The following is a 26,747-nucleotide window of genomic DNA, read 5'->3' as shown; positions in this document are numbered from 1 at the left end:
CAAAGTTAACGATACCCGATTATAAAATAAATCGACTCAGATCTTCATCAGCAACTAGCTCATCCAGATGCTTAGCGACGTAATCAGCGTCAATTTTAATGTTTTGACCATTGCGCTCACTGGCATCGAAAGAGATATCTTCCATCAATCGCTCAAGAACGGTATGTAATCGACGAGCACCAATATTTTCTGTTTTTTCATTGACTTGCCATGCTGCTTGAGCAATTTTACCGATACCTTCGGGTGTAAATTCAATGTTTAAACCCTCGGTTGCCATCAATGCTTTATATTGTATAGTTAAAGACGCATTCGGTTCCGTTAAAATACGGTTAAAGTCTTCTGCCGTCAACGCTTGTAGTTCAACTCTGATAGGTAATCGGCCTTGTAGCTCCGGGATCAAATCAGATGGACTTGCAACCTGAAATGCGCCAGAAGCGATAAATAAAATGTGGTCAGTCTTTACCATACCATGCTTAGTAGAAACAGTGCAGCCTTCAACTAAAGGTAACAAATCGCGTTGTACCCCTTCTCGAGAGACATCTGGGCCAGAAGTTTCTCCACGTTTGCAAATTTTGTCAATTTCGTCGATAAAAACAATGCCGTGTTGTTCAACCGCGTCAATTGCTTGCTGTTTTAGTTCTTCTGGATTAACCAATTTTGCAGCTTCTTCTTCTATTAAAGTTTTGAAGGCTTCTTTGATTTTCATCTTACGGGGTTTATGTTTTTGCCCTGCCAGATTTTGAAACATAGATTGCAACTGACTGGTCATTTCTTCCATGCCAGGAGGGGCCATAATTTCAACACCTACTGGTGTAGTAGCAACTTCAATTTCAATTTCTTTATCGTCTAGCTCCCCTTCTCTTAGTTTTTTGCGGAAAGATTGACGTGCGGTAGAGGGTTCTACATGGGGATCGGGTTGTCCCCAATTATTTTTAGCTGGTGGCAATAAAACATCAAGAATACGTTCTTCGGCCAGTTCTTCTGCACGGTAACGATTTTTTTCGATAGATTGCAGGCGTACCATTTTTACAGCAGCGTCAGTCAAATCACGAATAATAGAATCAACCTCTTTACCTACATAACCAACTTCAGTAAATTTTGTTGCTTCGACTTTAATAAAGGGAGCGTTAGCCAGTTTTGCTAAACGGCGAGCAATTTCTGTTTTCCCTACCCCGGTTGGACCAATCATCAAAATATTTTTCGGCGTTACTTCTTGGCGCAATGCTTCATCTAGTTGCATACGACGCCAACGATTACGTAGCGCAATAGCGACAGAACGTTTTGCTTTGTCTTGACCAATAATATGATTGTCCAATTCATTGACAATTTCACGAGGCGTCATTTCAGACATGTTTAAATCCTTAAGATTTTGAAGAGAGTTCTTCAAAGTTAAAATTATGGTTGGTATAAATACAGATATCACTCGCTATATTTAACGCTTTTTCTGTAATATCACGTGCGCTCATTTCTGTATTTTCTAACAGCGCACGCGCAGCAGCTTGTGCATAGGCACCACCAGAACCAATGGCGATCAAGTCATTTTCTGGTTGAATAACATCTCCATTACCTGTAATGATCAATGAGCTGTTTTCATCTGCAACAGCTAAAAGTGCTTCAAGTTTTCTCAGCATACGATCAGTACGCCAATCTTTAGCCAGTTCAACAGCGGCTTTGGTTAGATGTCCTTGGTGAAGTTCTAATTTTCGTTCAAAAAGTTCAAACAGTGTAAATGCATCAGCAGTACCGCCCGCAAAGCCGGCGATAACTTTATCATTATAAAGGCGGCGCACTTTACGGACGTTGCCTTTCATGACGGTATTACCCATCGTCGCCTGTCCATCACCACCAATTACAACTTGGCCATTACGGCGAACACTTACGATTGTAGTCATGAGTCAGCCCTTGGTTATTTTATTAGGGGAGTATGTAAACATACTTTTTAATTTTTTTATTACATAAAAAGTCTGTATTTACGCTATTAGGAATGTAAATGGGGGATAATAATCATTTTTCAACCCTTACTTGTACGAAGTATACAACCGGATACGCCGACAGATTTAGCTCGGTCACGTATTTTTTCTGCTGTTTCTTTGTTGTAAGGCCCAAGTACGACACGGTGCCAGCCATCAGTCGAACTAATTCTACTTTCTAAACCTGAGAATGCCAGATTGGCTTTAATCGATTCTGCTTGCTCCAGGTTTTTAAATGAACCACATTGTACCACTATTTTTTGTTGGCTATCCGTTGGTTGTTGGGGCTGCGGTATGGGTTTTAAGCTCGCAGGTGATTCTATAGGCGGGCCATTAATGATGACTCGTGAGCAGGGAACATTATCATTATTAGGCACTTCGGATAGATTAGTGACAGGATTGCGTCTATCCGCATCAATTTGCTGCAGAAGTTGACGTTGCTCATTGGTTAACTCAGTTGTGTTATTGATATTTGATTTGTTTGATTGGTTAAAGTTTGGTAGATCAGTGCCCCGCTTTTCCAGCTCTTTTATGTAACGCCAACGTTCTTCTGGCTTAGGTGGTAGACTGCTGACTGGCTGATTGGTGTTAGGTGAGATTGTTCTGTTAAGCACAGGAACGCGTTTATTTTGCGTAATGAAATATAAGCCGCCAATAAAGATAACGACGATGGCAATCGCTACAGCAAGGGTTGTTTTCGGCAATCCTTGATTTGATTTTTTCTTGCCTGAATGTTTATTTTTACGGGACGTTGTGCGTCCTCGTCTTACGTAATCTTTTTGTGCCACTTTTCAATTCGCTAATTAATAAAAAAGTTACATTAATTCGTTATAGGTTACTTAACCTAATCACTTTTGACTAGTCTTTCGGTGGACAAACACTATCACGGATAATTAAATGGCAGTCTAGCAATTTTGCATTTTTATCTATTTCATGGCCTTGAATTTTCGCTAAAAGTAGTAACATTGCTTGGCGACCAATTTCAAAGCGAGGTTGCTCGATTGTGGTGAGAGCGGGTTCGCTATATTGTGCAAAGTTTAGATTGCCAAATCCAATAATAGATAAATCTCTTGGTAATGTTAGCCCCATACGTTTGGCCTGCCATATTGCACCGATAGCCATAATATCATTATGGCAAAAAATTGCGCTAGGTGGCTTAGGTAATGTAAAAAGTTTTTTTATGCCTTCGGCTCCACCTTGGTAACTAAAATCACTGTTAATAATATATTCCTGTTGTACCTTATTACCTGCTCGCTGTATCGCTTGCATGTAACCCTGCAAACGATATTGGCAAGACAGAAAGGTTTCTGGGCCTGTTATGCAAGCAATATATTTATGACCCAGTTTTTGTAAATAGTTAATTGCGTTAAAAGAGTAAGTTAGATTATCAATATTTATAGTAGCAAGTTTGAATTCAGGTACAAATTCATTTGCAACAACTATTGGGGGAAAATCTTTCGGTTTTCTATTAGTGAGAGAAAACGGAATATCAGAATTGAGTAACACGATGCCATCAATTCGTTGGCTAATAAATATATCAATAAGTGTGTATTGTTGTTTTTGATAATGTTTACAATCACCAATGAGTACCATATATCCTTGTTCAGCAGCCACTTGCTCAATGCCACTAATAATATCAGGACAAATAGGATTGGTAATATCGGGTATAGCGACAAAAATGGTTTTAGGTTTGCTTGATTTTATATTTTTTGTCAGGTAATAGGCATCATAACCTGTTTTCGATGCAGCTTGTTCAACTTTCTGGCGCGTCTTGACAGAAACTTGATCGGGCTTAGTGAGGGCTCGTGAAACTGTTGCAGTAGACACGCCAGCTGCGTTAGCAACATCCTTCATCGTTGCGTTGTAGTAAATTATCTTTTGTTCCATAGCCCCACCTCGCATCCTTAATCGTTAATCACGTCGATCTAATTTTTGCGTTTACTTATTTTAAGCATGTTAACCGCCAAATTTTTAAATAAATTTGTCTGAATCGTTTAATTAGATTTATTTATAGAATAGCTTCGCATAAAGCTAATTTTATTTAATTCAATAGGTGTAGATGAGTAATTACAACGACTAATTTTCGGTCGGATCAACATCAATATTCCATTTTACTTTTCGACTTTCAGGGTAGGCCATAATTTCAGGTAATATATGCGAAAGGAATTGTTGTAAATAGGCGCGCGAAGGATGTTGGAGTAGTAATTGCCAACGGAAACGGCCTGCCCGCTTGGCATGGATCGCAGGTATAGGACCCATTAACCAAAGTTGTGAGTCGCGCATGTTATGTTGTTCTATATATTGGCGGAGCTTGTTTAAAAAATTAGGTGCAGACTGATTATGGTGATCTTCTGAACGGATCATGATATGACTACTATGCGGTGGCAAAAAAACATCACGTCGTTCCACTAGTGTTTCTGCCGCGAACGCGTTATATCCCTTTTCTAATAATGTCGATAATAATGGATGTTCAGGATGGTAGGTTTGTAGGATCACTTCGCCATGCTTACCGGCTCGGCCAGCCCGTCCAGATACTTGGATATAAAGTTGAGCAAATCTTTCCGCTGCCCGATAATCACTGGAAAAAAGTGCACCATCGACATTTAATAGGGCAACCAGAGTAACATCAGGGAAATGGTGTCCCTTAGCCAGCATTTGGGTGCCTATCAAAATCCGAGCACCACCTGTATAGACAGTGGCTAGCTGTTTTTCTAATGATCCTTTACGCCGAGTGGTATCTCGATCAATGCGGGTAACCGGTATATCAGGAAAAAGCTGATAAATTGCCTCTTCTAACTGTTCAGTTCCTAAACCGACAGGCAGCAGATGCGTTGAGCCACAGTGTGAGCATTGTATTGGGATTGGTAGTTGACTATCACAGTGATGGCAACGTAGCTGACATTGATGATGGTGTAGTGTGTAATAATGATCACAACGTGAACACTCAGCAATCCAGCCACAATCATGGCAAATTAAGGTTGGGGAGTAGCCGCGACGATTTAAAAATAGCATCACCTGATTATTTGCTGCCAGATGATCTTCCATACGCTGAATTAGTGGTTTTGACATACCATATTTTAATGGCTGGCCTTTTAAATCGAGTAAATGTTGACTTGCCGGTTTAGCGTTTCCTGCGCGTTGGGTTAGATCTAGGCGGTGATATTTTCCTTGCTCAATATTATAGAGACTTTCTAACGAAGGTGTTGCTGTCCCCATAATAATTGGAATGTTCTCTTTTTTGGCACGCAAAACAGCCAGATCACGGGCATGATAACGCCATCCGTCTTGTTGCTTGTAAGAGTTATCGTGCTCTTCATCAATAATGATCAAGCCCAGATTGGCAAAAGCAGTGAATAATGCGGAGCGCGTACCAATCACAATCGCACTATGTCCTTTTTGTGCACGCAACCAGACTGCCAATCGCTCACTATCATTTAATGCGGAATGTAGCACATCTACGGGAGCATTAAATCGCTCACTAAATCGTTGAATAGTCTGGGGAGTAAGACTAATTTCGGGAACCAGGACTAATGCCTGTTTACCTTGGGCTAAAATATTTTCAATGACACTGAGATAGACTTCTGTTTTACCAGAACCCGTGATCCCCACTAATAACCAAGGCGCAAATGTTGGTTGAGAACTTATTGCCCCTACCGCTGTTGATTGTTCTAGATTGAGTTTTGGTTTTTCACCACAAATGTGAAAATCAGCATGCCAACTTTCCATTTTTGGTTGGATGGCTAATAGTTGAATTAAGTTTCTTTTTTTTAGTGCTTGTAGCGCATTCTCACTCAATTCATATTCTACTATTTGGTGCCGATATAGGGGCTGCTGCTGTAGTAATGCGAGTGCCTGTTGTTGTTTTGGTGCTCGTTTAAGTTGGTTTAGGGCAAAAATTTTACCTTGCTGCGTGATTTGCCATTGCCATAGTGGAGAAAATGTTGCTGCTTTACCTTGCCGTAGTAAAACCGGTAGTGCATGAAATAATACTTCACCAATTGGGTGATGATAATACTGAGAGGCCCAAAGGAGTAATGACCATAAACTGTCCGAAAAGAGTGATTCTTGATCTAAAACTTGTTCAATGGTTTTTAATTGTTCACAACTGAGTTTACTATTTTGACTATGCGATAATACAATACCTAAGATAGTACGCTTACCAAAAGGTACCAATACCCGACTACCTTTGATGGGTAAAGGGAGATTGGATTGATAATCAAAAGTGCGCATCAGCGGAACAGGAAGCGCCACTTGAACAATAGCCATTATTAAGTGTTCCTAATCATTGTCATAGATATTATTTATAAGACATAAAAGATAGAGTATCACATTATTTGAATAGATTTCATTGCGCTATAAGCGGATTTTCTGTATGATCCGCCACCTTTATTAGTAATTTTGATGATTACTAAGCACTATTCTTAATCGATTTGACGTATGGTGTCTAGCGTTAGGGTTAGATAGCGATGCGGCCTAACTAGAGGTTTTCTATGAAAAAAGATATTCATCCTAAATATGAAGAAGTTACTGCGACTTGTTCTTGCGGTAATGTAATGAAAATTAAATCAACTGTTAATCATAATCTGAATTTGGATGTTTGTGGTAAATGTCATCCATTCTATACAGGTAAACAGCGAGATGTGGCTGCCGGCGGCCGTGTTGATCGCTTCAAGCAGCGATTCAATATTCCAGGCATGAAAAAATAATAATGGCTCAATGATACAAGCCAAAATCATGTTGATAATATAGGAGTAACACTTCGCTAAATATCGGAGTGTTACTGTTATATAAAACCAAAATTATTCAATTAAACCAAGACAATTTTTACATAAAGCTTTAATTATTTGATCTTTAAAAATAAGGCAAATAATTAATATTCCCATGTGTCTGGATCAATACCTCTTTGGCGCATAACCACTTTTGCAGCTTCTGGAATTTCATCATCACGCTCTTTGCGTAAATCATCGTCATCGGGTAACGGTTGCCCAGTGAACGCGTGTAAAAATGCTTCACATAGCAATTCACTATTTGTCGCATGGCGTAAATTATTAATTTGTCTACGAGTGCGTTCGTCTGTCAAGATTTTAAGTACTTTTAATGGGATAGAGACTGTGATCTTTTTTACTTGCTCACTTTTTTTACCATGTTCAGCATAAGGGCTAACATAATCACCATTCCACTCAGCCATGGGATACCTTAAGTTAAGTCAATCAATAGAAGAATTTATTTAGTTGCTGTATAAATATAGCCTTAGTTGGCAAAAATTTGTTTAATAAGTTTCTAATATTCTATCGTTTATTGCCGTTTTTAATATTGATAATTATCCCACTACTTGATTTAAACGTAAAGTGTTTTGGATTTCCAGATGTATTAACATCTTCATGTCTATTTAGTTATATTTGATTATCTTTTCAATTCTTTCAGTGAACCGATATTATGTTAGCTAAACCAACAATATTAACCATATGTCATTGGTTAAGTGCTATATTAGCAGCGCATTATTTGATGTAAGCTAGCAACTACCAATAAAAATTTATTAAGTTTTTCAGTAGCTATTGAAGATTTAGGTAACGCGTTTCAGCAAGTAGCGAAGAGGTAACTTTTTATCATGAATGCAGTGACAGCGAGAGCAGTAAAATATCACCATCGTCAATTACATAAATTTGGTGGTAGTAGTTTAGCTGATGTGAAATGTTATCAGCGAGTCGCTAATATTATGGCAAATTATAGCCAGCCCGGCGATTTAATGGTGGTATCTGCGGCCGGAACAACAACTAATCAGTTAATTGATTGGTTGAAATTAAGCCAAACTGATCGTGCTTTAGCCAATCAGATACAGCAGTCGATACGCCGTTATCAACAGGATCTTATTATTGGGCTATTACCAGGCACAAAAGGCCAGATATTAAAGTTAGCTTTTTTAGCTGAACTTGATCGCTTAAGCACCTTAGTCGATAAACCAATTCATGATGATATTTATGCAGAAATTGTTGGTCATGGAGAAATTTGGTCTGCGCGTTTAATGTCCGCAGTATTGGAAGAATTTGGTTTGCCAAGTCAGTGGTTAGATGCACGACTTTTTTTGCGTGCAGAATTTGCTGCTCAACCCCAGGTAGATGAAACCCTATCACGCCCATTATTACAACAGCTTTTGCAACAACATTCCAATAAACGGTTGGTGGTGACTGGCTTTATTGCTCAGAATAAACAAGGTAAAACGGTATTATTAGGCCGTAATGGTAGTGATTATTCAGCAACCCAGATAGGGGCGTTGGCGCAGGTTAATAAAGTAACTATTTGGAGTGATGTTGCCGGGGTATATAGTGCTGATCCGCGCAAAGTCAAAGATGCTTGTTTGCTGCCATTATTACGCCTTGATGAAGCCAGCGAATTAGCGCGTTTAGCGGCACCGGTGCTTCATACTCGCACGTTACAGCCAATTTCTGTCACTAATATTGATTTACAACTTAGATGTAGCTATCAGCCTGAACAGGGTTCGACAAAAATAGAGCGTGTTTTGGCATCAGGTACAGGTGTTAAAATTGTTACCAGCCATGATGATGTTTGTCTGGTTGAATTAAATCTGGCAAATCAGCAAAATTTTAGTCAAACCTATAAAGAGATCGATTTATTGCTAAAACGGAGACAGTTGCGACCATTAGCGATTGGCTTACATCCAGATCGAAAACTGATCCAGTTATGTTATACCTCAGAAGTCGCCACTAGTGCTTTGTCAGTATTGAAGGAGATGGCGGTAGTAGAAGATTTATCGTTACGTGATCAATTTTCTTTGGTTGCCCTTGTCGGGGCGGGTGTGGGGAAAAATCCGCTGCATAGTCATCGTTTCTATCAACAATTAAAGGATCAACCCGTTGAATTTCTTTGGCACTCTGAAGAAGAAATAAGTCTAGTAGCTGTTTTGCGTACAACTCAAACATCACATTTAGTGCAGGGATTACACCAGAGCTTATTTCGGGCGGAAAAACGTATTGGCTTGATTTTGTTTGGTAAAGGTAATATTGGTTCTCGCTGGCTGGAATTGTTTGCTAGCGAGCAAAAAACGATTTCCGCTCGTAGTGATTTTGAATTTATTCTCGCCGGTGTAGTTGATAGCTGCCGTAGCCTATTAAATTATGAGGGCATCGATCCAAGTAGTGTATTAGCTTTTTTTGATCGTGATGCCACAATACATCAAGATGACGCGCTTTTACTCTGGATGCGAGATCATCCGTTTGATGATCTGGTTGTACTGGATATAACAACCAGTGACCGATTAGCAAAAAGCTATCTTAATTTTGCTAGTTATGGTTTTCATCTAATCAGTGCCAATAGGGTAGCTGGCGCTCTGGCGAGTGACGACTACCGTCAGATCCGTGATGCTTTTGCAAAAACAGGTCGATACTGGTTGTATAATGCGACAGTCGGGGCGGGATTACCAATAAATTATATTGTTCGTGATTTAAAAGAGAGTGGTGATAAAATCCTTTCTATTAGTGGTATTTTTTCTGCTACCTTATCTTGGTTATTTTTACAATTTGATGGCACGGTACCGTTTAATCAATTGGTTGAACAAGCTTGGCAACAAGGTTTAACTGAGCCAGATCCACGAATTGATCTCTCTGGACAAGATGTAATGCGTCAATTAATCATTTTGGCACGTGAAGCGGGCTATGAAATTGAACCTGAACAGGTGCGGATCGAGTCATTAGTTACAACCGAAGCGGCAACCGGTGATCTGGATGAATTTTTTGCAAATAGTATGGTTATTAATGAACAAATGGCACAACGTCTCCAGGCTGCTCAGGAAATGGGTATGGTCTTGCGCTATGTTGCACGCTTTGATGCCACAAAGAAACGCGCCAAAGTGGGTGTTGAAGCTGTTTTGCCTGATCATCCCTTGGCAGCGTTATTACCCGGTGATAATGTTTTTGCCCTTAAAAGTCGTTGGTATCGTGATAATCCATTAGTGATTAGAGGGCCAGGCGCTGGACGTGATGTGACGGCAGGTGCAATCCAGTCTGATCTGAATCGTTTATCACAATTGCTTTAATCACCATAATCACGGCGTAGCCATCGTGCTTCCGTATGCACAGATAACCAACAAAAGCAGAGGCGTTATTACTCTGCTTAGTTTGGAAGGTGCACTGGACAGTTAACTATATTGGCCAGTCATCCATCTAATCACCTACAGGAATTGCTCCCTAGCTTGAACTGAAATACGCTTTATTGTAGCAATAAGTCAATCATAAAATTTTATAAAGATGCCATACTTTTTGATATAGGTTTAGGTTTGATGATAAACCAAATATCCGTTATATCATAAGGGAATGTTATTATTTCGCGATTCTATTATTAGCGTGAAAATGGTAATTATCTACTGATAAAACTGTTTCAACTTATATAATGCATGAATAAATGTTTGGGCAGTGAAAGTTAGGAGTCTTAATGGATCAACAATATTCAGCGATGCGCAGTAATGTGAGTATGTTAGGTAAGTTATTGGGTGATACAATTAAAAATGCTTTGGGTGAGGATATTTTAGATAAAGTAGAATCTATCCGTAAATTATCAAAATCTTCCCGAGCAGGAAATAAAGCACAGCGTCAAGCTTTATTGAAAACATTACAGAATCTCTCTAATGATGAACTGCTGCCTGTCACCAGGGCATTTAATCAATTTCTTAATCTAGCCAATGTCGCAGAGCAATACTATAGTATCTCTCCTCATGGTGAAGCATCCAGTAATCCTGAGGTATTAGCCAATCTTTTTGCGCGCTTAAAAGAAAAACGATTTACTAATAAGGTGATAACAAAAGCGATCGATGAATTATCGATTGAATTAGTATTAACCGCCCATCCAACAGAAATTGCGCGCCGCACTTTAATTCACAAATTGATTGAAGTGAATAGCTGTCTAGCACAGTTAGATCATGATGATTTAGTGGATTATGAACGTAATAATATTATGCGACGTTTACGTCAATTAATTGCACAGTGTTGGCATACTGATGAAATCCGTAAAAATCGCCCAACGCCGATTGATGAGGCTAAATGGGGATTTACGGTGGTTGAAAACTCATTATGGGAAGGCGTTCATGGTTAGGAATCTCAATCAATACAGTAAGGCATTAATGGAGGTGTTTTGAACTCAATATTTCTATTAAATTCTGACAGTTTTCTCGTTGATTAACCATGAGAACAGTAATTCGGTTAAATTATCATCTAAAAGCCTAATAATAGGCACACTGCTCCTAGGTTGCGGTTTGTAACCATCGTTTTTTGACCATTTTATCCCGCCTTTCTGACAGTAAAGTGACGGCGTGTATTCCTTTTTCCGCACTCATAAACCGCAATCGGTTTCCACATAAAATACATTGGTACGGGTCAGTATTTAAAAAACCTTTGATAAGGGCTCCAAACCCAGGTTTTTCAGGCACATTAGGAGATATCATGTCTAACGCCTCATACACCTTCGGTAATAAGCACCCGCGTTTGCGATTGGCTAAAAAACCGTAATAACGGATCATCTTAAAATGTCGCGCAGGGATATGACTGACATAACGCCGTATCATTTCTTCTTGGGATAAGGTCTGTCGTCTGTATTGTTGGCTGTGGTGGTCATAGTAATGATGAACCACGGTGCCGCCGCTGTAGTGTTTCAATTGAGAAGCGGAGATAGGGGGACGTTTAAGATAACGGCCCAGATATTTCACATTATGCCAGGCCCCGCGTGTCTTTTTGGCAAAATGTACTTTCCAATAACGTTGAAACTGGGCATTGAGGTAACGACACCAGGTCTGATAATTGCGAATGTGCCCGAAGCCAGGCAATTTATTGGGTTGTAACTGAAAATAGTTATCCCTAAGGGAGTCGAATGACCGCACTGCGCCAGACCTTTTCAACGTCTTTCTTTTTAAAGAAAATCGGTTTCCAGGTGTCATATTGAGTGAGTCCCCCACGCGTGACGGATAAATGAATATGCGGATGTTGATTGAGTTGGCGACCGTAAGTATGCAGCGCACAAAAAATGCCAATTTCGAGGCCTTGGCGCTTGGCGTGTTTGAGCATGGCGCGGGTTGCACAGCGAAAGAGTTGGTTGAGCAAGTACCAGTTATTGTTAAAAAAAGGCCAAAGTAGGTGAGGCATAGTGAGGGTAATATGTTGCCATTCGCAATCCGGCAAAATATGGCGCTGCTGGGCAATCCACTGTTCGGTGCCTTTGAGGCCACACGCACTGCAGGCTTTGGATTTACAGGTTTGACAAAAGAAGCGTGAATGAGAGCATTCAGGTGAAGAACAGCAATAACGGCGAACGCCCATAGCGCAGGTGCTGCAGGCGAGCATCTTTTCGACAGAGAGTAGTTGCCATTCATCTACGTGATTATTTTCGATGAAAAGGTTCCATCCGTCATCGTATTGAAATAGCAGTTTTGCAGGTCTGGGGATGTACATAGAGCAGAGTATAAAAGACGAGAAGGGAATTGCCTAGAAATAGAGCGCCTTTGCCGCGATGCTCACGCCAAAGGCGTGCTTATGTTCCTGCTTTTTTACGTGAACTTAATGAACAGCTTGAAACAAGTTTGGCGATTAATTTGCCTGTTGACACGAATTTGATCCGCTTTACTTCCTGGATGGGAGGAGATCGTGATGGCAATCCCTTTGTTACCGCCGCTGTCACGCGAGAAGTGCTTTTATTGAGTCGCTGGAAAGCAGCTGAACTTTTTTTAGCTGACATTCAAATCTTAGTCTCTGAATTATCGATGTCAGAAGCAACGCCTGAGCTGCGACAATTAGCTGGTGGTGATGATATTGATGAGCCTTATCGTCAGATTGCTAAAGGTTTACGTAGCCGTTTACGTAGTACACTCGATTATCTGGACAGTTGTATTAAAGGTGAAAAGGTCTTACCACCTGAAGACTATCTTTATGATAATCAACAGCTTTGGCAACCACTTTATACTTGTTATCAATCTCTTATTGCCTGCGGTATGCCAATTATAGCCAATGGACAATTACTGGATACCTTACGCCGCATTCGTTGTTTTGGTTTGCAATTAGTACGGATTGATATCCGGCAGGAGAGTAGCCGCCACACTAATGCATTAGCAGAGTTGCTCAATTACCTCGAGTTAGGCGACTATAAAAATTGGTCAGAGGAAGAAAAACAGACTTTTCTATTAGCTGAACTCAATTCTAAACGGCCACTTTGCCCAAAAAATTGGCAGCCTAGTGCAGAAACGCAAGAAGTATTAGCTACTTGTCAGGTAATTGCCGATTCACCGACAGATGCTATTGCCGCTTATGTTATCTCTATGGCAAAAGTGCCATCTGATGTATTAGCGGTAAAATTGTTGCTTAAAGAAAGCGGATGTTCATTAAAACTGCCAGTGGTACCACTATTTGAAACCCTAGATGATTTAAATAATGCTGAAAGCGTAATGCAAAAATTGCTTACCATTCCTTGGTATCGTCAGATTATTGACAATAAACAAATGGTAATGATCGGTTACTCGGATTCAGCCAAAGATGCCGGTGTGATGGCGGCTTCGTGGGCTCAGTATTGCGCTCAAGAAGCGCTGATTAAACTTTGTGACAAAGAAAAAGTTAAATTAACCTTATTCCATGGTCGTGGTGGTACTGTGGGACGCGGCGGAGCACCCGCACATTCAGCATTGTTGTCTCAGCCACCTGGTAGTTTAAAAGGCGGATTAAGAGCCACCGAGCAAGGAGAAATGATCCGCTTCAAGTATGGCTTACCGCAAGTGACGATGAGTAGTTTATTTATTTATACTAGCGCAATACTGGAAGCGAATTTATTGCCACCACCACAACCAAAACCCGAATGGCGTGCGGTTATGGAAATATTATCTGATATCTCATGTAATATGTATCGCGATTATGTCTGCCAAAAACCGGATTTTGTTCCCTATTTTCGCGCTGCCACACCAGAGCTCGAATTAGCTAAGTTACCACTAGGGTCTAGGCCGACAAAACGTCGTCAGGACGGTGGCGTATAGACACTGCGGGCTATTCCCTGGATTTTTGCCTGGTCGCAAAATCGCTTAATGTTACCTGCTTGGTTAGGCGCAGGGGCAGCATTGCAGCATGTGATTGATAGTGGTATGAAATCAGTGCTTGATGATATGTGGCATGACTGGCCTTTCTTTAAGACTCGTATTGCGATGTTAGAGATGGTTTTTGCTAAAGCTGATTTATGGTTAGCTGAATATTATGATCAGCGGCTGGTTGAAAAACGGCTTTGGCCATTAGGTAAAGAGTTACGTCAACAGTTGGCGCAAGATATTAACAGTGTACTTGCTATCTCGAAAGATAAAACATTAATGGCGGATCTACCGTGGATTGCAGAATCCGTTGCCTTAAGAAATGTTTATACCGATCCTTTAAATGTCTTACAGGCCGAATTATTGCATCGCTCTCGACAACAGCAAAAACCGGATCCCTACATTGAACAAGCGCTAATGGTGACGATTGCCGGCATTGCTGCAGGCATGCGTAATACCGGCTAACTTTTGTTCAAAACAGCCAATTAGCTGCTTTTGCAGCTATTTTTTGCTATGGCGAGTTTGCTAGCATTATTTAGTATGAAATACTGATTATGATCATCGAAATAATCATACTTATTAATGAAGGGAGTTCATGGTTAGGAATCTCAATCAATACAGTAAGGCATTAATGGAGGTGTTTTGAACTTAATATTTCTATTAAATTCTGACAGTTTTCTCGTTGATTAACCATGAGAACAGTAATTCGGTTAAATTATCATCTAAAAGCCTAATAATAGGCACACTGCTCCTAGGCTGCGGTTTGTAACCATCGTTTTTTGACCATTTTATCCCGCCTTTCTGACAGTAAAGTGACGGCGTGTATTCCTTTTTCCGCACTCATAAACCGCAATCGGTTTCCACATAAAATACATTGGTACGGGTCAGTATTTAAAAAACCTTTGATAAGGGCCCCAAACCCAGGTTTTTCAGGCACATTAGGAGATATCATGTCTAACGCCTCATACACCTTCGGTAATAAGCACCCGCGTTTGCGATTGGCTAAAAAACCGTAATAACGGATCATCTTAAAATGTCGCGCAGGGATATGACTGACATAACGCCGTATCATTTCTTCTTGGGATAAGGTCTGTCGTCTGTATTGTTGGCTGTGGTGGTCATAGTAATGATGAACCACGGTGCCGCCGCTGTAGTGTTTCAATTGAGAAGCGGAGATAGGGGGACGTTTAAGATAACGGCCCAGATATTTCACATTATGCCAGGCCCCGCGTGTCTTTTTGGCAAAATGTACTTTCCAATAACGTTGAAACTGGGCATTGAGGTAACGACACCAGGTCTGATAATTGCGAATGTGCCCGAAGCCAGGCAATTTATTGGGTTGTAACTGAAAATAGTTATCCCTAAGGAGTCGAATGACCGCACTGCGCCAGACCTTTTCAACGTCTTTCTTTTTAAAGAAAATCGGTTTCCAGGTGTCATATTGAGTGAGTCCCCCACGCGTGACGGATAAATGAATATGCGGATGTTGATTGAGTTGGCGACCGTAAGTATGCAGCGCACAAAAAATGCCAATTTCGAGGCCTTGGCGCTTGGCGTGTTTGAGCATGGCGCGGGTTGCACAGCGAAAGAGTTGGTTGAGCAAGTACCAGTTATTGTTAAAAAAAGGCCAAAGTAGGTGAGGCATAGTGAGGGTAATATGTTGCCATTCGCAATCCGGCAAAATATGGCGCTGCTGGGCAATCCACTGTTCGGTGCCTTTGAGGCCACACGCACTGCAGGCTTTGGATTTACAGGTTTGACAAAAGAAGCGTGAATGAGAGCATTCAGGTGAAGAACAGCAATAACGGCGAACGCCCATAGCGCAGGTGCTGCAGGCGAGCATCTTTTCGACAGAGAGTAGTTGCCATTCATCTACGTGATTATTTTCGATGAAAAGGTTCCATCCGTCATCGTATTGAAATAGCAGTTTTGCAGGTCTGGGGATGTACATAGAGCAGAGTATAAAAGACGAGAAGGGAATTGCCTAGAAATAGAGCGCCTTTGCCGCGATGCTCACGCCAAAGGCGTGCTTATGTTCATTATGCCAAATAGTATTAGCGGTTATCAGAGGGTAAATGATCATAATCCATTTATAGAGCGGATGGCTACGACAGGTAGCCGATTAAAACAACTGAAATGTAATGTTATCAATGTGGTTAAAGATATTCGTAATACTATCACTCCATCAAGTTTACAGCTTTCAGCATCGGCAAGATATGATAAGAATTTTGCTCTTCTATGCAATATTATAAAGAGTAATATTGATATTAAAAACAAAATTGCGACCAATTTTAGTGACCAGAAAAAAATCCTCGATTTAGGTAAGAATTGTTGTTTAAAGTCAGAAAGAACAGCGGTTCTTTTCAATACCTTACTTGCCGAAATAAAAAATAATTCAGCTGAGTTAACTGTCTTAAAAAAGAATAATTTTGAATTATCTGAATATAGTGCGAAAAATTTTGCCAAAGCAATGCATACATTATCTTATCTTTATCAACGATTAAGCCCAGAGAATAGTAATATTTTAAAAGAAAAAATAGTCACTAGCATTTTTTCCCAAAATGATGAAAATTTTAATCTATTAGCTGAGGCTATGGTAAAAGTAGTAGAACCTAAGTTTATACTATATCTAAATCAGTTAAATCAATCTCAATCTGATCCTCTATTGAAAGATATCTTTATACAAAAAAACCTTGAAAATTTTTCTTTATGCAAAGAAAAATTGGACCAAAGTGCAGATATTAACAATTGTATTAAACCCTTTATCGAATTCTATCTTTTAGCTAATGATGATGGTAAAAAGAAAATTATTGCTGATGTGAAAAAGTTAATATTGCAGCAAGATGAAGAGTTTAGTCAAATAGCAGAAAATTATTTCAGCAATTATCCATGTGACTCGATTAATCGTAATGTTATTGATATTTTTAAAAATGCCTGGTGCCATGAAAATTATGATAACTTTTCTAATATGAAAATAGCAAATATCTTAACAAGCTAACAATCTGATTTTATTGATAGTTTAGAAAATTTTTAAGTGAAAGATTTTATTTATCTTAACCAACTTTAGCAAAAAACAGCCAAATTAGCTGCGTTAGCAGCTATTTTTGCTATGAGCAATTTGCTTATCTCATTGAGTATGAAAAAATCATTATGATCATGGAAATAAGCATACTTACAAGTGAAAGGATTTTGCATGCCAAATATTGGAAATTATCATCAGAGGATTATTAGCGGTGATGTCTTTATAGGAAAAACAGAGAGTGCCAACGAAAAGTTTGCTGTCAGAAAGAGCTACGATATTATCAAGAAAATGAATGATATTCGTAATACCCTTTTATTCCCTTTTGCAACAGCGAAACGATCTGAAATTTATAATAAAAATTTTGATAATCTTTGCCATTTTATTAAAGCCAGATTAGATATTGAAAATAAAATTTCTATCAATCTTTCTGAAATAGAAAAAAGTATTGATTTAAATAAACCGCGAGATTTTAACTTGGAATCGCCAGCAAGAATGATTGAAACTTTACTTTACGAAATAGAGGGTAAAGCTAATTATTTGATTGAGTTAAGAAATAATGGTTTCTTGTTGCTTAATAATAATGAAATCAATTTTGCTAAAGCAATGCACACGTTTTCCTATCTTTATCATCAGTTAGACCAAGATAAGCAAGCTATTTTGCAAAAACAAATTGCTGACAAAGTTTTTTTAGGTATGAATTTTAACGTACGTCAATCTGATTTATTAGTTATGGTGTTAACAAATATGGTCACACCCGAATCGATATTATATTCAAATAGTTTGTCTAAGGCGGCAGATAATTTTATTCAATTAAAAAAAGATTCTTTTTATTATTCTCTGCTTCATTTTCCACTTCATTCTTTTATTAGACAAGAAAAAAACATCATTATTGAACATTGTATTGAGCCATTAGCTGAATTTTATTTTCAAGTGGATAATAAAAAGAAAATTATTGAGGATGTTATTGATATAGTAATAAATAGAGAAAATAAATTTTTAACCACCCACCAGCAGCAAGATATTTATTGTACAATAGAAAGTTATTTTAATAGTTATCAAGCTTACTTCAGTAGCCTTGAACATAATAATTCTCTTAATATATTTAACAATGACTGGTGTCAAAAAAGTTACTCTAAACATCTTCTCAAAGAGGAAAATTTATTGTCATTAACGGTTGCAAGCAGAGTAATTTATAATGTAAGAAATGCATTTGCCAACTAACAGAGGGATAATTTTATTCAATTGTTTAAAATGCTTTTCAAGCAATAATCTGCCCATTTAGGCGAATTATTTAACTTGATACAGTTCACATTTATTTCACTCCGCCAATATTATGTGTAAAATAACAGCATATGTGTAGATGCCTACCGGCAAGCCACTGCTTGGCCAGAGTCATTTAATCCTTTCCAGTTAGATAATATGGTAACAATTTGTGTCTATTGAAAATTTAAGAAATATCGCCATCATCGCCCACGTCGATCATGGAAAAACGACACTGGTCGATAAATTATTACAACAATCCGGAACCTTTGGTGAACGTAATAACCTCGATGAGCGTGTGATGGATTCCAATGACTTGGAAAAAGAGCGTGGCATCACGATTTTGGCAAAAAATACCGCCATTAAATGGCATGATTATCGAATTAATATTGTTGATACCCCGGGCCATGCTGATTTTGGTGGTGAAGTTGAACGGGTTATGTCAATGGTTGATAGTGTGTTGCTATTGGTTGATGCGATGGATGGCCCGATGCCACAAACCCGCTTCGTTACGCAAAAAGCTTTTGCCCACGGTTTAAAACCGATTGTGGTGGTCAATAAAATCGATCGTCCGGGTGCTAGGCCTGATTGGGTAGTTGATCAAGTTTTTGATCTGTTTGTCAACTTAGGAGCGACTGATGAGCAGCTTGATTTTCCGATCATTTACGCCTCAGCCTTAAATGGTATTGCTGGAACCGATTATAATGAAATGGCGGCAGATATGACGCCACTGTATGAAGCAATAGTAAAATATGTTGCTCCGCCGCAGGTAGATCTGGCAGGTGCTTTCCAAATGCAAATATCCCAACTTGATTACAATAATTATCTGGGGGTTATTGGTATTGGTCGCATTAAACGTGGCGCGGTGAAACCAAATCAAACCATTGCTATTATCAATAGTGATGGTAAAACACGTAGTGCTAAAGTGGGTAAGGTATTAACGCATTTAGGATTAGAGCGTATCGATTCTGAAATTGCGCAAGCCGGTGATATTATTGCCTTAACAGGTCTGGGTGAATTAAATATATCAGATACCTTATGTGATCCAAATAATATTGAAGCATTACCAGCACTGGCCGTTGATGAGCCAACGGTAAGTATGTATTTTTGTGTTAATACCTCACCTTTTTGTGGCCGTGAAGGAAAATATGTAACTTCCCGTCAAATTTTAGATCGGCTGAAAAAAGAGTTAGTGCATAACGTTGCATTACGGGTAGAAGAAACTGAAGACCCCGACGCTTTCCGTGTTTCCGGTCGTGGTGAGCTGCACCTTTCAGTATTAATTGAAAACATGCGCCGTGAAGGTTTTGAATTAGCCGTTTCTCGACCCAAAGTTATTTTCCGTCAATTTGAAGGTCGTAAACAAGAACCTTTTGAACAAGTTACCCTTGATATTGAAGAGCGGCACCAAGGCGATGTTATGATGGCATTAGGTGAACGTAAAGGTGAACTGCGCGATATGTTGCCTGATGGTAAAGGACGGGTACGGCTTGATTATATTATTCCAAGTCGTGGACTCATTGGTTTTCGAACCGAGTTTATGACCATGACATCAGGGACAGGTTTGCTGTATGCAACCTTTAGTCACTATGATGATGTACGCCCTGGTGAAATCGGTCGCCGACAAAATGGTGTCATGATCTCAAATGGTCAAGGTAAATCAGTAGCTTATGCGCTTTATAGTTTACAAGATCGGGGTAAGTTATTCCTTGGTCATGGTGCTGAAGTCTATGAAGGACAAATTATTGGTATCCATTCCCGCTCTAATGATTTGACTGTTAACTGTTTAACCGGTAAAAAATTAACCAATGTGCGTGCTTCAGGGACCGATGAAGCAACAACTTTATCACCGCCGGTCAAGAAAACATTAGAACAGGCGTTAGAATTTATTGATGATGATGAATTAGTGGAAGTTACGCCACAATCAATTCGTTTAAGAAAACGCTATTTGACAGAAAATGATCGCCGTCGTGCCCACCGCAATAAAGAAGTCTAAATTAAGATTATTGGCTTTTTGATGCAAACAAAGGTGTTATATAACACCTTTGTTTGATTCTTATTGGTTATATAAAATGACCGTAAAGAATGTGGCTTATTGTTTATGTTTCAATTGATTCTATAGCGTGTTATTAGCAATTTTGTGGAATTAAATCAATTATTATAATTAATTTCATTAGCAGTGGGTGTGCTTAATCTGATCCTAATGCGTTGTCAATCAGATAGATCTTGGTAGGAATTTTCTTGCCATTTTTCAGATTGAGTTGCTTTGTTTTTTTCAATGTACTCAGCTATTTCCTTTTCAGAACGTTGAATACACTTATTTACCCACTTCGGATCGTCCCTATTTTTTTCTAAACATTTATCTGATCCTTGCTGTGTCTTTAAAAGAAAAACATGAGTATCCCAGTTAGTTAAAAAATGTTGGTGTTTCTGACTACCATTTTTTGCCGCTATTTCTATATAGTGTTTAGCTTTATTGAGATCTTGTTGGACACCACGTTTCCCATAAAAGTAAATAACAAAGAGTGAGTCAATAGCGGCAAAGATTTTATTTCCGCCAATACGATAAGCTTTATCATAATAATCTATTGCTTTTAAAATATCTTTTTTGACGCCGTATCCATTTTTATAGTTGGTAGCAGAATAATATAAAGCGACTACATTATTAGAATTAGTAGATTAATCCTTTTTTCTTGTCTAGCGGTGCATGGTAATTGAGACTTTTTATTTTTTGCTTAAATAACTGTACTTTGTATAGTGAATGGCTTCTATTTTTACAATGGTGATTTTCCCTCACGAACAGAGCCGATATCTTTATTTAATCATGTTCTTTCTACTTTATTCGCGGTTAAATCTGGAGCGATGGCAAATGTTATTAAGTAAAACCCGCTACTTAGTTAGCTACTTTAATAATTAATAAATTTTTTAATGGATAATTTTTATATAATTTTGATTTTATATCTAATTAATAATAAAAATTTCATTTAAATAATTTATAGAATTTCAATATTTTTATAGTTATTAAATTAACAAAAAATTATATTATTATGAATAATCTTAAAATTAGATATTTTGGTTATAGAGTAATAGATTAAATAGCAAAAAATCACAGTTATCATTCTACTATATCGATTAACTGAGCGTATTGTTTTTCAAATCTAGCCAATAATAACTATCATTTTAGAACATGCTTATTTAAAACAAGTAGTGATAACCCTCTTATATACAATAAATTAATTGTTATTGGCATGAAAATTATATTCTGATTTTAAAATTAATATACACTTATATATTTTTAATAGGATTGATAATAAACTTTAAATTTATTTTCATTACATTAATTTTAGCTTATAGTTTATTAATGAATTTAATAATTATTATAAAAATTTTTTATTTATCATAAATGATTATTTTCTTCTGTTTGATCTGTTTAATAATGATATAGTAAAGTTATATTAATCACTATGGAGAGAATTTATGCTGTATATTTTCGATATGGGTAATGTAATTATTAATATCGATTTTAATCGAGCTCTGCAGGTCTGGAGTGAATTGAGTAAGATTCCAATTAATAGTTTAGCGCAAAAATTTGAACTAGATGAAACAGTAAAACTCCATGAATGTGATAAAATTTCTGATTTTGAATTTGCTGAATTTACCAGTGAAAAATTAGGTTTGTCGTTAAGTTTTGAAGAGTTTGCTCTAGGATGGAATGCTATCTTTGTTTCATTACGTTATGATGTCATTGAAATTATGGCGCGCTTACGAGAGCAAGGCCATCGGGTTGTTATTTTATCGAACACAAATCGTTTACATCAAAATTATTGGCCTTCACATTATCCTGAAATCGCAGCTTCTTCAGATTTTCTCTACTTATCCCAAGATCTCGGAATGCGTAAACCTGATCTGGAAATCTATAAATATGTTTTACAATCAGAGGGATTTGCTGCTGAAAAGGCTATTTTTTTTGATGATATCGAAGAAAATGTTACTGCAGCCGCACAGTTGGGTATTAAAAGCTGGCATGTTACTGATAAAAATAGTGTCGCAAAATATTTTGCTAACTATGATTTCAGCATCCCCGCTAAAGATTAGCTACCGATATTGCATAAATAATACCTAGTTTAATGTTATCTTTGTTCTTATACAGGATTTGTATGATTGCCTTAATTCAACGTGTGACTCAGGCTAATGTGATAGTTAAAGAAAAATGTGTTGGTCATATTGCCGAAGGTTTATTAGTTTTTTTAGCGATTGAAAAAGAGGATAGTGAGCAGAAAGCTAAACGGTTGTGTGAAAAAATTATTGGTTATCGTATTTTTAATGATGAGCACAATAAAATGAATTTGAGTATTCAGCAAGTAGGCGGAAGTTTGCTGGTTGTTTCCCAATTTACTTTAGCTGCTGATACCAAAAAAGGAATGAGACCTAGTTTTTCAAATAGTGCGTCTGCTGATAAAGCCAATCTACTCTATCATTATTTTATTGAGCAGTGTCGATCGAAAGGAATAAAAGCAGAAACAGGGCAGTTTGCTGCTGATATGCAAATTAATTTAACAAATAATGGCCCAGTAACATTTTACTTGCAGGTTTAGTTTATAAACTCTGCCATTATTTATTAAAAGGAGGGAACTTTATGTATCATCTGCGAGTACCAAAAACAGAAGCCGATTTTAAAAATTATTATCAGTTTCGTTGGGAGATGTTGCGTAAACCTTTCCATCAACCGCCCGGCTCTGAAAAAGACGGTTATGATTCCACTGCTCATCATCAGATGATAGTGAATGAAGCAGGCCAAATACTTGCCATTGGTCGCTTGTATATAAATGCAGATGATGAAGGTGCTATCCGTTTTTTATCTGTCCATCCTAGTATGCGAGGCAAAGGATTAGGAAAACTGATCGCCATGGCATTGGAATCTGTTGCACGTCAGGAAGGGGTAAAAAGAATTGTTTCTAGTGTCCGTGAGGAGGCAGTGCCTTTTTTTCGTTGTTTAGGATTTAAAAATCGGGGGCCTATTGCAAGTCAGCTTCTTACGCCAGTGAAGCATTTTTTGATGATAAAAAAGGTGCAAACCCTGGATAAAATTTTGCGTAGACCTGATTGGTGTAATCAATTACAAAAAATTTGGCATGAAAAAATTCCTTTAAGTGAAAAGATGGGAATAAAGATCGTGCAGTATACCGGTCAGAGTTTTATCACCAGTATGTCTGAAGGAAGAAATCAAAATCCTCACCATAGCATTTTTGCGGGTAGTCAGTTTTCGTTAGCCACTTTAACTGGTTGGGGGCTAATATGGTTATTACTACAGGAAAGACATCTGGGTGGGAATATTATTTTGGTTGATGGGCATATTCGTTATCATAAACCGATTGTTGGTCGTCCAAATGCAGTGGCTGATCTTTGTAATATCCGCGGTGCTTTAGATCGGCTTGCAAGAGGATGCCAGGCGGTAATTGAGTTAGATGTAGATATTGGTAGTGAAAAAAGCACTCACGCCTCACTATTTACCGGCACTTACATGGTATTAGCTGATCGTAAAAAACAGAAATGATCTGGCTTGCTGACCATAATACTAAAATTGACCGCTAAACGATGCAACTAAGATTTTTCTTCGTTAGCAGTAGTCAATGGTATTTGATTATCGCTTTGTGCCGTTATTTCACCTTTAATCATAGAATAAGCCTTTTTTTCGCCGCTTAGGGTTTGATAGGATAGTTCTCCTGTTAAAGTTTGAGTAATCGGTTTAGCCAACAACTTGCCTGTAAGTATAAAATTGAAATCCGCTAGTGTTTGTATGGGTAAATTTTTCCATCCCCATTGATTTAATATTGCTAAATCAACATTTATTCCATTGGATGATAATGAAAAAGCACCATCATTGGCCTGCTGTTGAATATTAGTGGTCAATTTTACTAAGCCATTTTCAATATTGGTATTGAGCTCGACCTTAAGAGAGAGGTCACTGTTAGGTAGAATTTGTATATATGGTTGTCGTAACGTAATTCGGTTTAAGGTGCCACTACTGGCCGTAAAATTTCCCTTTCCTTGCCATAATCGCCATTTTTTCTGTTTGATCAAATCCATATTAGTCAAATAACCGTTAACATTGGTCAATTCAAAGGGAAAATTAACGTTAACATCCATAAGTAAGGAATTAGTTAATTTAAAATTAGTAATATGTAATGAAGTCAGCCAATTGGGGACGGGGGTTTGAAAAAAATTAAACCAATCATCCGCTAATTGATAACGTATACCGGCTAATTGTGCGTTAATAATATTAATAGATTGCTGTTTGGTATGCCAATTTGCTTCGATGTTAAAAAGACCTTTATCATAATAGCCAGCGAGGCGGTTGAAATGCAGAATATCATTGGTAAATGTTATATCGGCCATTAGTTGACTAATTTGCTGATTTTTATATATTAATTCATCGATATTTAGACTGATTTCACTGTTGGAACTGTTCCAATGGCCTGCTGAAAGAACGATGTTATTTACTTTACCTGATAAACCGGCAATGGCCCAATTTTTACCTTCGAAGTGGGTACCAGCCAAATTTAGCTCTTTTATGTTTAATTTTTTAATATCTTGTAGCTTATGGGCTATTTGGGAAAGTGATGAAGAAAATTGCCAACCCGTATTGGTTAACATCAGCTTTGCTAAAGTAAGTGCTTGATCGGTGTATTGAATAGTGTTTGCATTAATAACGCCATTATTGAGATAAGCAGAAAGCTCATCGATGAAAAGAAAATTAGTTTTATAGTTTCCTTTTACAAGCAGGGTTGTTAAGTGAACATTATTAATTTCGAACTGATCGGTAGTAAATTGAAAATTTCCCTCTCCAAATGGGTTATGAGCAGTTGGTTGCCAGGGCGTTATTCCACCCGTCATATTGCTTGCCGACAGACCAATATTGCCGATTCGATAGCTAACATTCATGTTTTCTAGCTGCAATATTTTGCTATTGAAAGGAAAAGTTTGGCGAGACGAAGGTAGCGTTAATTCACCTTCAGTAACAATTAATCGATGCAACCATGAGCCTGTAACTATTTTTTGCCACTGCAATTCAAAGATAATTTGTTTGGCATTTAGCTTAAAGTTATTTTGTTTATTATGAATAGCAATATCTTGTAATACAATTTCGCCTGGCTTAGTGAGATGATGACTGATAACGCCTATTTTTACATCGTATAGGGTATATTTGCTTAGTATGTCACTTAACTGTTTTGCTCCCCACTGGGTTTGTATGATCAGATAAATAAATATAATCAGTACAACAAGCGTAAGAATCAGGTTTTTTAGCCAGCGCAATCGTATGCCCTCTTTATCATCATTGTTTAGTTACAATCTTGCTTTATGCTGTGATGAACTATTTAGATTAATATTAAATTAAAAAGAAATTATTTGGCTAATGAAATTTATAATATCGTCAATAAAAATGGTAGTTGAGAAGACAAACCTATTCTCAAAATTTATCCCTAGGATTTGAATAGCTAACAGCTTAATTAATAAATGGATTTTAACGGAAAAAGAGCACATTTTAATGGTTAAATTTAAGAATAGTTATTTATTGGTTAGAATATACTCTTAAAAATGCTCAATCCTATTAAAATTTTGGTTTTTCACTTGTGTTCAAATGAAAAATTAACTTTAATCAGTGAGCCTGCTTTTTGTATTGTTATATAACATTCACTACATCCTTTTTGTTTTTTCATAAAAATTAACAATAAAATGAGGTACGTAAATGTATCATCTTGATGTCTATGGCACCTTTGTTGCTGCCACTTTAGTATTATTACTTGGACGTAAACTTGTACAATCAGTTGCTATTCTAAAAAGATATACTATTCCTGAACCCGTTGCCGGTGGGTTACTTGTTGCTCTTATTCTTTTGTTATTGAAGACAACGTTAGATTGGGGGGTAAGCTTTGACTTATCTTTACAAGAGCCCATGATGTTAGCTTTTTTTGCCACAATTGGACTTAATGCTAATTTACTTAGCTTAAAAGCGGGTGGTAAAACGCTACTTATCTTCATCTTCGTAGTTATGGGTTTACTGCTAGTGCAAAATACTGTCGGTATTGCTTTGGCAAAGTTATTGGGGCTCGATCCATTGATGGGATTATTAGCCGGTTCCATTACATTGTCGGGTGGCCACGGTACCGGTGGTGCTTGGGGGAAAGTTTTTACCGAATATTATGGTTTTAAGAGTGCGACTGAAGTAGCAATGGCTTGTGCAACTTTTGGTTTAGTATTTGGTGGATTAATTGGAGGTCCGATAGCGCGCTTCTTGGTTCGTAATATGAAAACACCAGTAGCTAGCCAGAATTCTGACGATGATAAAGAAATTCCTATGGCATTTGAAAAGCCACAAACAGGACGAGTAATAAGTTCTTTAGTGTTAATTGTCAACGATCACCGAAAACTGATC

Annotated in this window: 19 protein-coding genes and 3 pseudogenes; 11 read left to right on the top strand and 11 right to left on the bottom strand. The window is 37.9% G+C overall.

The genetic code is table 11. The features are described 5' to 3' along the window. Positions 1-19: 19 nt before the first annotated feature. The 5 genes from hslU to priA form a co-directional block, all read right to left on the bottom strand. Positions 20-1,351: an HslU--HslV peptidase ATPase subunit gene (gene hslU / locus ArsFIN_RS00325; RefSeq protein ID WP_026823331.1), complete on the bottom strand. Its 1,332-nt coding sequence runs from the start codon at positions 1,349-1,351 to the stop codon at positions 20-22. Positions 1,352-1,361: 10 nt separating this feature from the next. Beyond that, positions 1,362-1,892, bottom strand: a complete 531-nt coding sequence (gene hslV, locus ArsFIN_RS00320) for an ATP-dependent protease subunit HslV (protein ID WP_026823330.1) — start codon at positions 1,890-1,892, stop codon at positions 1,362-1,364. Between the two features lie 119 nt (positions 1,893-2,011). Continuing rightward, on the bottom strand, positions 2,012-2,758 hold the full coding sequence (locus tag ArsFIN_RS00315; RefSeq protein WP_026823329.1) for an SPOR domain-containing protein: 747 nt from the start codon (positions 2,756-2,758) through the stop codon (positions 2,012-2,014). A gap of 70 nt (positions 2,759-2,828) precedes the next feature. Continuing rightward, on the bottom strand, positions 2,829-3,857 hold the full coding sequence (cytR, locus tag ArsFIN_RS00310) for a DNA-binding transcriptional regulator CytR (RefSeq protein ID WP_026823328.1): 1,029 nt from the start codon (positions 3,855-3,857) through the stop codon (positions 2,829-2,831). Positions 3,858-4,046: 189 nt separating this feature from the next. Further along, positions 4,047-6,236 (bottom strand): primosomal protein N', encoded by a 2,190-nt coding sequence (gene priA, locus ArsFIN_RS00305; protein ID WP_026823327.1) that lies wholly within the window; start codon positions 6,234-6,236, stop codon positions 4,047-4,049. Between the two features lie 224 nt (positions 6,237-6,460). Here priA and rpmE point away from each other — a divergent pair, with 224 nt between their 5' ends. Beyond that, complete coding sequence (gene rpmE / locus ArsFIN_RS00300) at positions 6,461-6,676, top strand: 50S ribosomal protein L31 (RefSeq protein ID WP_026823326.1); 216 nt, start codon at positions 6,461-6,463, stop codon at positions 6,674-6,676. A 164-nt stretch (positions 6,677-6,840) separates the two neighbouring features. Here the strand turns inward: rpmE and metJ are convergent, their stop codons facing one another. Next, positions 6,841-7,158 carry a met regulon transcriptional regulator MetJ gene (metJ, locus tag ArsFIN_RS00295; RefSeq protein WP_026823325.1) on the bottom strand — a complete coding sequence of 106 codons (318 nt, stop codon included), beginning with the start codon at positions 7,156-7,158 and terminating at the stop codon, positions 6,841-6,843. Between the two features lie 420 nt (positions 7,159-7,578). Here metJ and ArsFIN_RS00290 point away from each other — a divergent pair, with 420 nt between their 5' ends. Together ArsFIN_RS00290 and ArsFIN_RS00285 are read left to right on the top strand one after the other, a co-directional pair. Continuing rightward, positions 7,579-10,020, top strand: a complete 2,442-nt coding sequence (locus ArsFIN_RS00290; RefSeq protein WP_026823324.1) for a bifunctional aspartate kinase/homoserine dehydrogenase II — start codon at positions 7,579-7,581, stop codon at positions 10,018-10,020. Positions 10,021-10,415: 395 nt separating this feature from the next. Beyond that, positions 10,416-11,063, top strand: a pseudogene (locus ArsFIN_RS00285) (phosphoenolpyruvate carboxylase); the annotation flags it as partial. Between the two features lie 157 nt (positions 11,064-11,220). Here ArsFIN_RS00285 and ArsFIN_RS28070 read toward each other — a convergent pair. Beyond that, positions 11,221-11,853, bottom strand: a complete 633-nt coding sequence (locus tag ArsFIN_RS28070) for an IS91 family transposase (protein ID WP_276489398.1) — start codon at positions 11,851-11,853, stop codon at positions 11,221-11,223. Further along, positions 11,831-12,421, bottom strand: coding sequence for an IS91 family transposase (locus ArsFIN_RS28065; RefSeq protein WP_276489397.1), 591 nt, complete (start codon positions 12,419-12,421; stop codon positions 11,831-11,833). Before ArsFIN_RS28065 ends, ArsFIN_RS28070 begins: the two co-directional genes overlap by 23 nt. A gap of 83 nt (positions 12,422-12,504) precedes the next feature. Here ArsFIN_RS28065 and ppc point away from each other — a divergent pair. After that, a pseudogene (gene ppc / locus ArsFIN_RS00275) lies at positions 12,505-14,496 on the top strand (phosphoenolpyruvate carboxylase); the annotation flags it as partial. 286 nt (positions 14,497-14,782) lie between these two features. On the opposite strand, the gene ArsFIN_RS00270 reads toward ppc, so the two are convergent. Further along, positions 14,783-15,982: an IS91 family transposase gene (locus tag ArsFIN_RS00270; RefSeq protein ID WP_135677400.1), complete on the bottom strand. Its 1,200-nt coding sequence runs from the start codon at positions 15,980-15,982 to the stop codon at positions 14,783-14,785. 90 nt (positions 15,983-16,072) lie between these two features. Here ArsFIN_RS00270 and ArsFIN_RS00265 point away from each other — a divergent pair, with 90 nt between their 5' ends. From ArsFIN_RS00265 to typA, 3 genes are all read left to right on the top strand, one after another. Then, the gene (locus ArsFIN_RS00265; protein WP_167876644.1) at positions 16,073-17,029 is read left to right on the top strand and encodes a hypothetical protein; all 957 of its coding nucleotides are present in this window, start codon (positions 16,073-16,075) and stop codon (positions 17,027-17,029) included. A gap of 195 nt (positions 17,030-17,224) precedes the next feature. Then, entirely contained in the window at positions 17,225-18,274 is a 1,050-nt protein-coding gene (locus tag ArsFIN_RS00260; protein ID WP_026823651.1) for a hypothetical protein, read from the top strand. Positions 18,275-18,485: 211 nt separating this feature from the next. Then, on the top strand, positions 18,486-20,309 hold the full coding sequence (typA, locus tag ArsFIN_RS00255) for a ribosome-dependent GTPase TypA (RefSeq protein WP_026823650.1): 1,824 nt from the start codon (positions 18,486-18,488) through the stop codon (positions 20,307-20,309). 215 nt (positions 20,310-20,524) lie between these two features. On the opposite strand, the gene ArsFIN_RS28670 is transcribed toward typA, so the two are convergent. Beyond that, positions 20,525-20,902, bottom strand: a complete 378-nt coding sequence (locus ArsFIN_RS28670) for a hypothetical protein (RefSeq protein WP_407062044.1) — start codon at positions 20,900-20,902, stop codon at positions 20,525-20,527. A gap of 888 nt (positions 20,903-21,790) precedes the next feature. Between ArsFIN_RS28670 and yihX the strand changes: the two genes are divergently transcribed. The 3 genes from yihX to fabY all read left to right on the top strand — a co-directional run bounded on the left by yihX (position 21,791) and on the right by fabY (position 23,867). Further along, entirely contained in the window at positions 21,791-22,408 is a 618-nt protein-coding gene (gene yihX / locus ArsFIN_RS00245) for a glucose-1-phosphatase (protein WP_026823649.1), read from the top strand. 62 nt (positions 22,409-22,470) lie between these two features. Continuing rightward, positions 22,471-22,908 carry a D-aminoacyl-tRNA deacylase gene (gene dtd, locus ArsFIN_RS00240; protein WP_026823648.1) on the top strand — a complete coding sequence of 146 codons (438 nt, stop codon included), beginning with the start codon at positions 22,471-22,473 and terminating at the stop codon, positions 22,906-22,908. A gap of 41 nt (positions 22,909-22,949) precedes the next feature. Continuing rightward, positions 22,950-23,867, top strand: coding sequence for a fatty acid biosynthesis protein FabY (gene fabY / locus ArsFIN_RS00235; protein ID WP_026823647.1), 918 nt, complete (start codon positions 22,950-22,952; stop codon positions 23,865-23,867). A 47-nt stretch (positions 23,868-23,914) separates the two neighbouring features. On the opposite strand, the gene ArsFIN_RS00230 is transcribed toward fabY, so the two are convergent. Then, positions 23,915-25,627 carry an AsmA family protein gene (locus ArsFIN_RS00230; RefSeq protein WP_026823646.1) on the bottom strand — a complete coding sequence of 571 codons (1,713 nt, stop codon included), beginning with the start codon at positions 25,625-25,627 and terminating at the stop codon, positions 23,915-23,917. Positions 25,628-26,060: 433 nt separating this feature from the next. Between ArsFIN_RS00230 and ArsFIN_RS00225 the strand changes: the two are divergent. Next, a pseudogene (locus tag ArsFIN_RS00225) lies at positions 26,061-26,723 on the top strand (sodium/glutamate symporter); the annotation flags it as partial. Positions 26,724-26,747 lie beyond the last annotated feature (24 nt).

It is taken from the genome of Arsenophonus nasoniae, from assembly GCF_004768525.1.
GTDB lineage: Bacteria > Pseudomonadota > Gammaproteobacteria > Enterobacterales > Enterobacteriaceae > Arsenophonus > Arsenophonus nasoniae.
This window is presented reverse-complemented; position numbering and strand designations above follow the sequence as displayed.

What these genes read in the sequence shown, in the direction of transcription:
- hslU (WP_026823331.1), bottom strand. Translation starts at nt 1,351, where the DNA reads ATGTCTGAAATGACGCCTCGTGAAATTGTCAATGAATTGGACAATCAT.
- hslV (WP_026823330.1), bottom strand. Translation starts at nt 1,892, where the DNA reads ATGACTACAATCGTAAGTGTTCGCCGTAATGGCCAAGTTGTAATTGGT.
- cytR (WP_026823328.1), bottom strand. Translation starts at nt 3,857, where the DNA reads ATGGAACAAAAGATAATTTACTACAACGCAACGATGAAGGATGTTGCT.
- priA (WP_026823327.1), bottom strand. Translation starts at nt 6,236, where the DNA reads ATGGCTATTGTTCAAGTGGCGCTTCCTGTTCCGCTGATGCGCACTTTT.
- rpmE (WP_026823326.1), top strand. Translation starts at nt 6,461, where the DNA reads ATGAAAAAAGATATTCATCCTAAATATGAAGAAGTTACTGCGACTTGT.
- metJ (WP_026823325.1), bottom strand. Translation starts at nt 7,158, where the DNA reads ATGGCTGAGTGGAATGGTGATTATGTTAGCCCTTATGCTGAACATGGT.
- ArsFIN_RS00290 (WP_026823324.1), top strand. Translation starts at nt 7,579, where the DNA reads ATGAATGCAGTGACAGCGAGAGCAGTAAAATATCACCATCGTCAATTA.
- ArsFIN_RS28065 (WP_276489397.1), bottom strand. Translation starts at nt 12,421, where the DNA reads ATGTACATCCCCAGACCTGCAAAACTGCTATTTCAATACGATGACGGA.
- ArsFIN_RS00270 (WP_135677400.1), bottom strand. Translation starts at nt 15,982, where the DNA reads ATGTACATCCCCAGACCTGCAAAACTGCTATTTCAATACGATGACGGA.
- ArsFIN_RS00265 (WP_167876644.1), top strand. Translation starts at nt 16,073, where the DNA reads ATGCCAAATAGTATTAGCGGTTATCAGAGGGTAAATGATCATAATCCA.
- ArsFIN_RS00260 (WP_026823651.1), top strand. Translation starts at nt 17,225, where the DNA reads ATGCCAAATATTGGAAATTATCATCAGAGGATTATTAGCGGTGATGTC.
- yihX (WP_026823649.1), top strand. Translation starts at nt 21,791, where the DNA reads ATGCTGTATATTTTCGATATGGGTAATGTAATTATTAATATCGATTTT.
- dtd (WP_026823648.1), top strand. Translation starts at nt 22,471, where the DNA reads ATGATTGCCTTAATTCAACGTGTGACTCAGGCTAATGTGATAGTTAAA.
- fabY (WP_026823647.1), top strand. Translation starts at nt 22,950, where the DNA reads ATGTATCATCTGCGAGTACCAAAAACAGAAGCCGATTTTAAAAATTAT.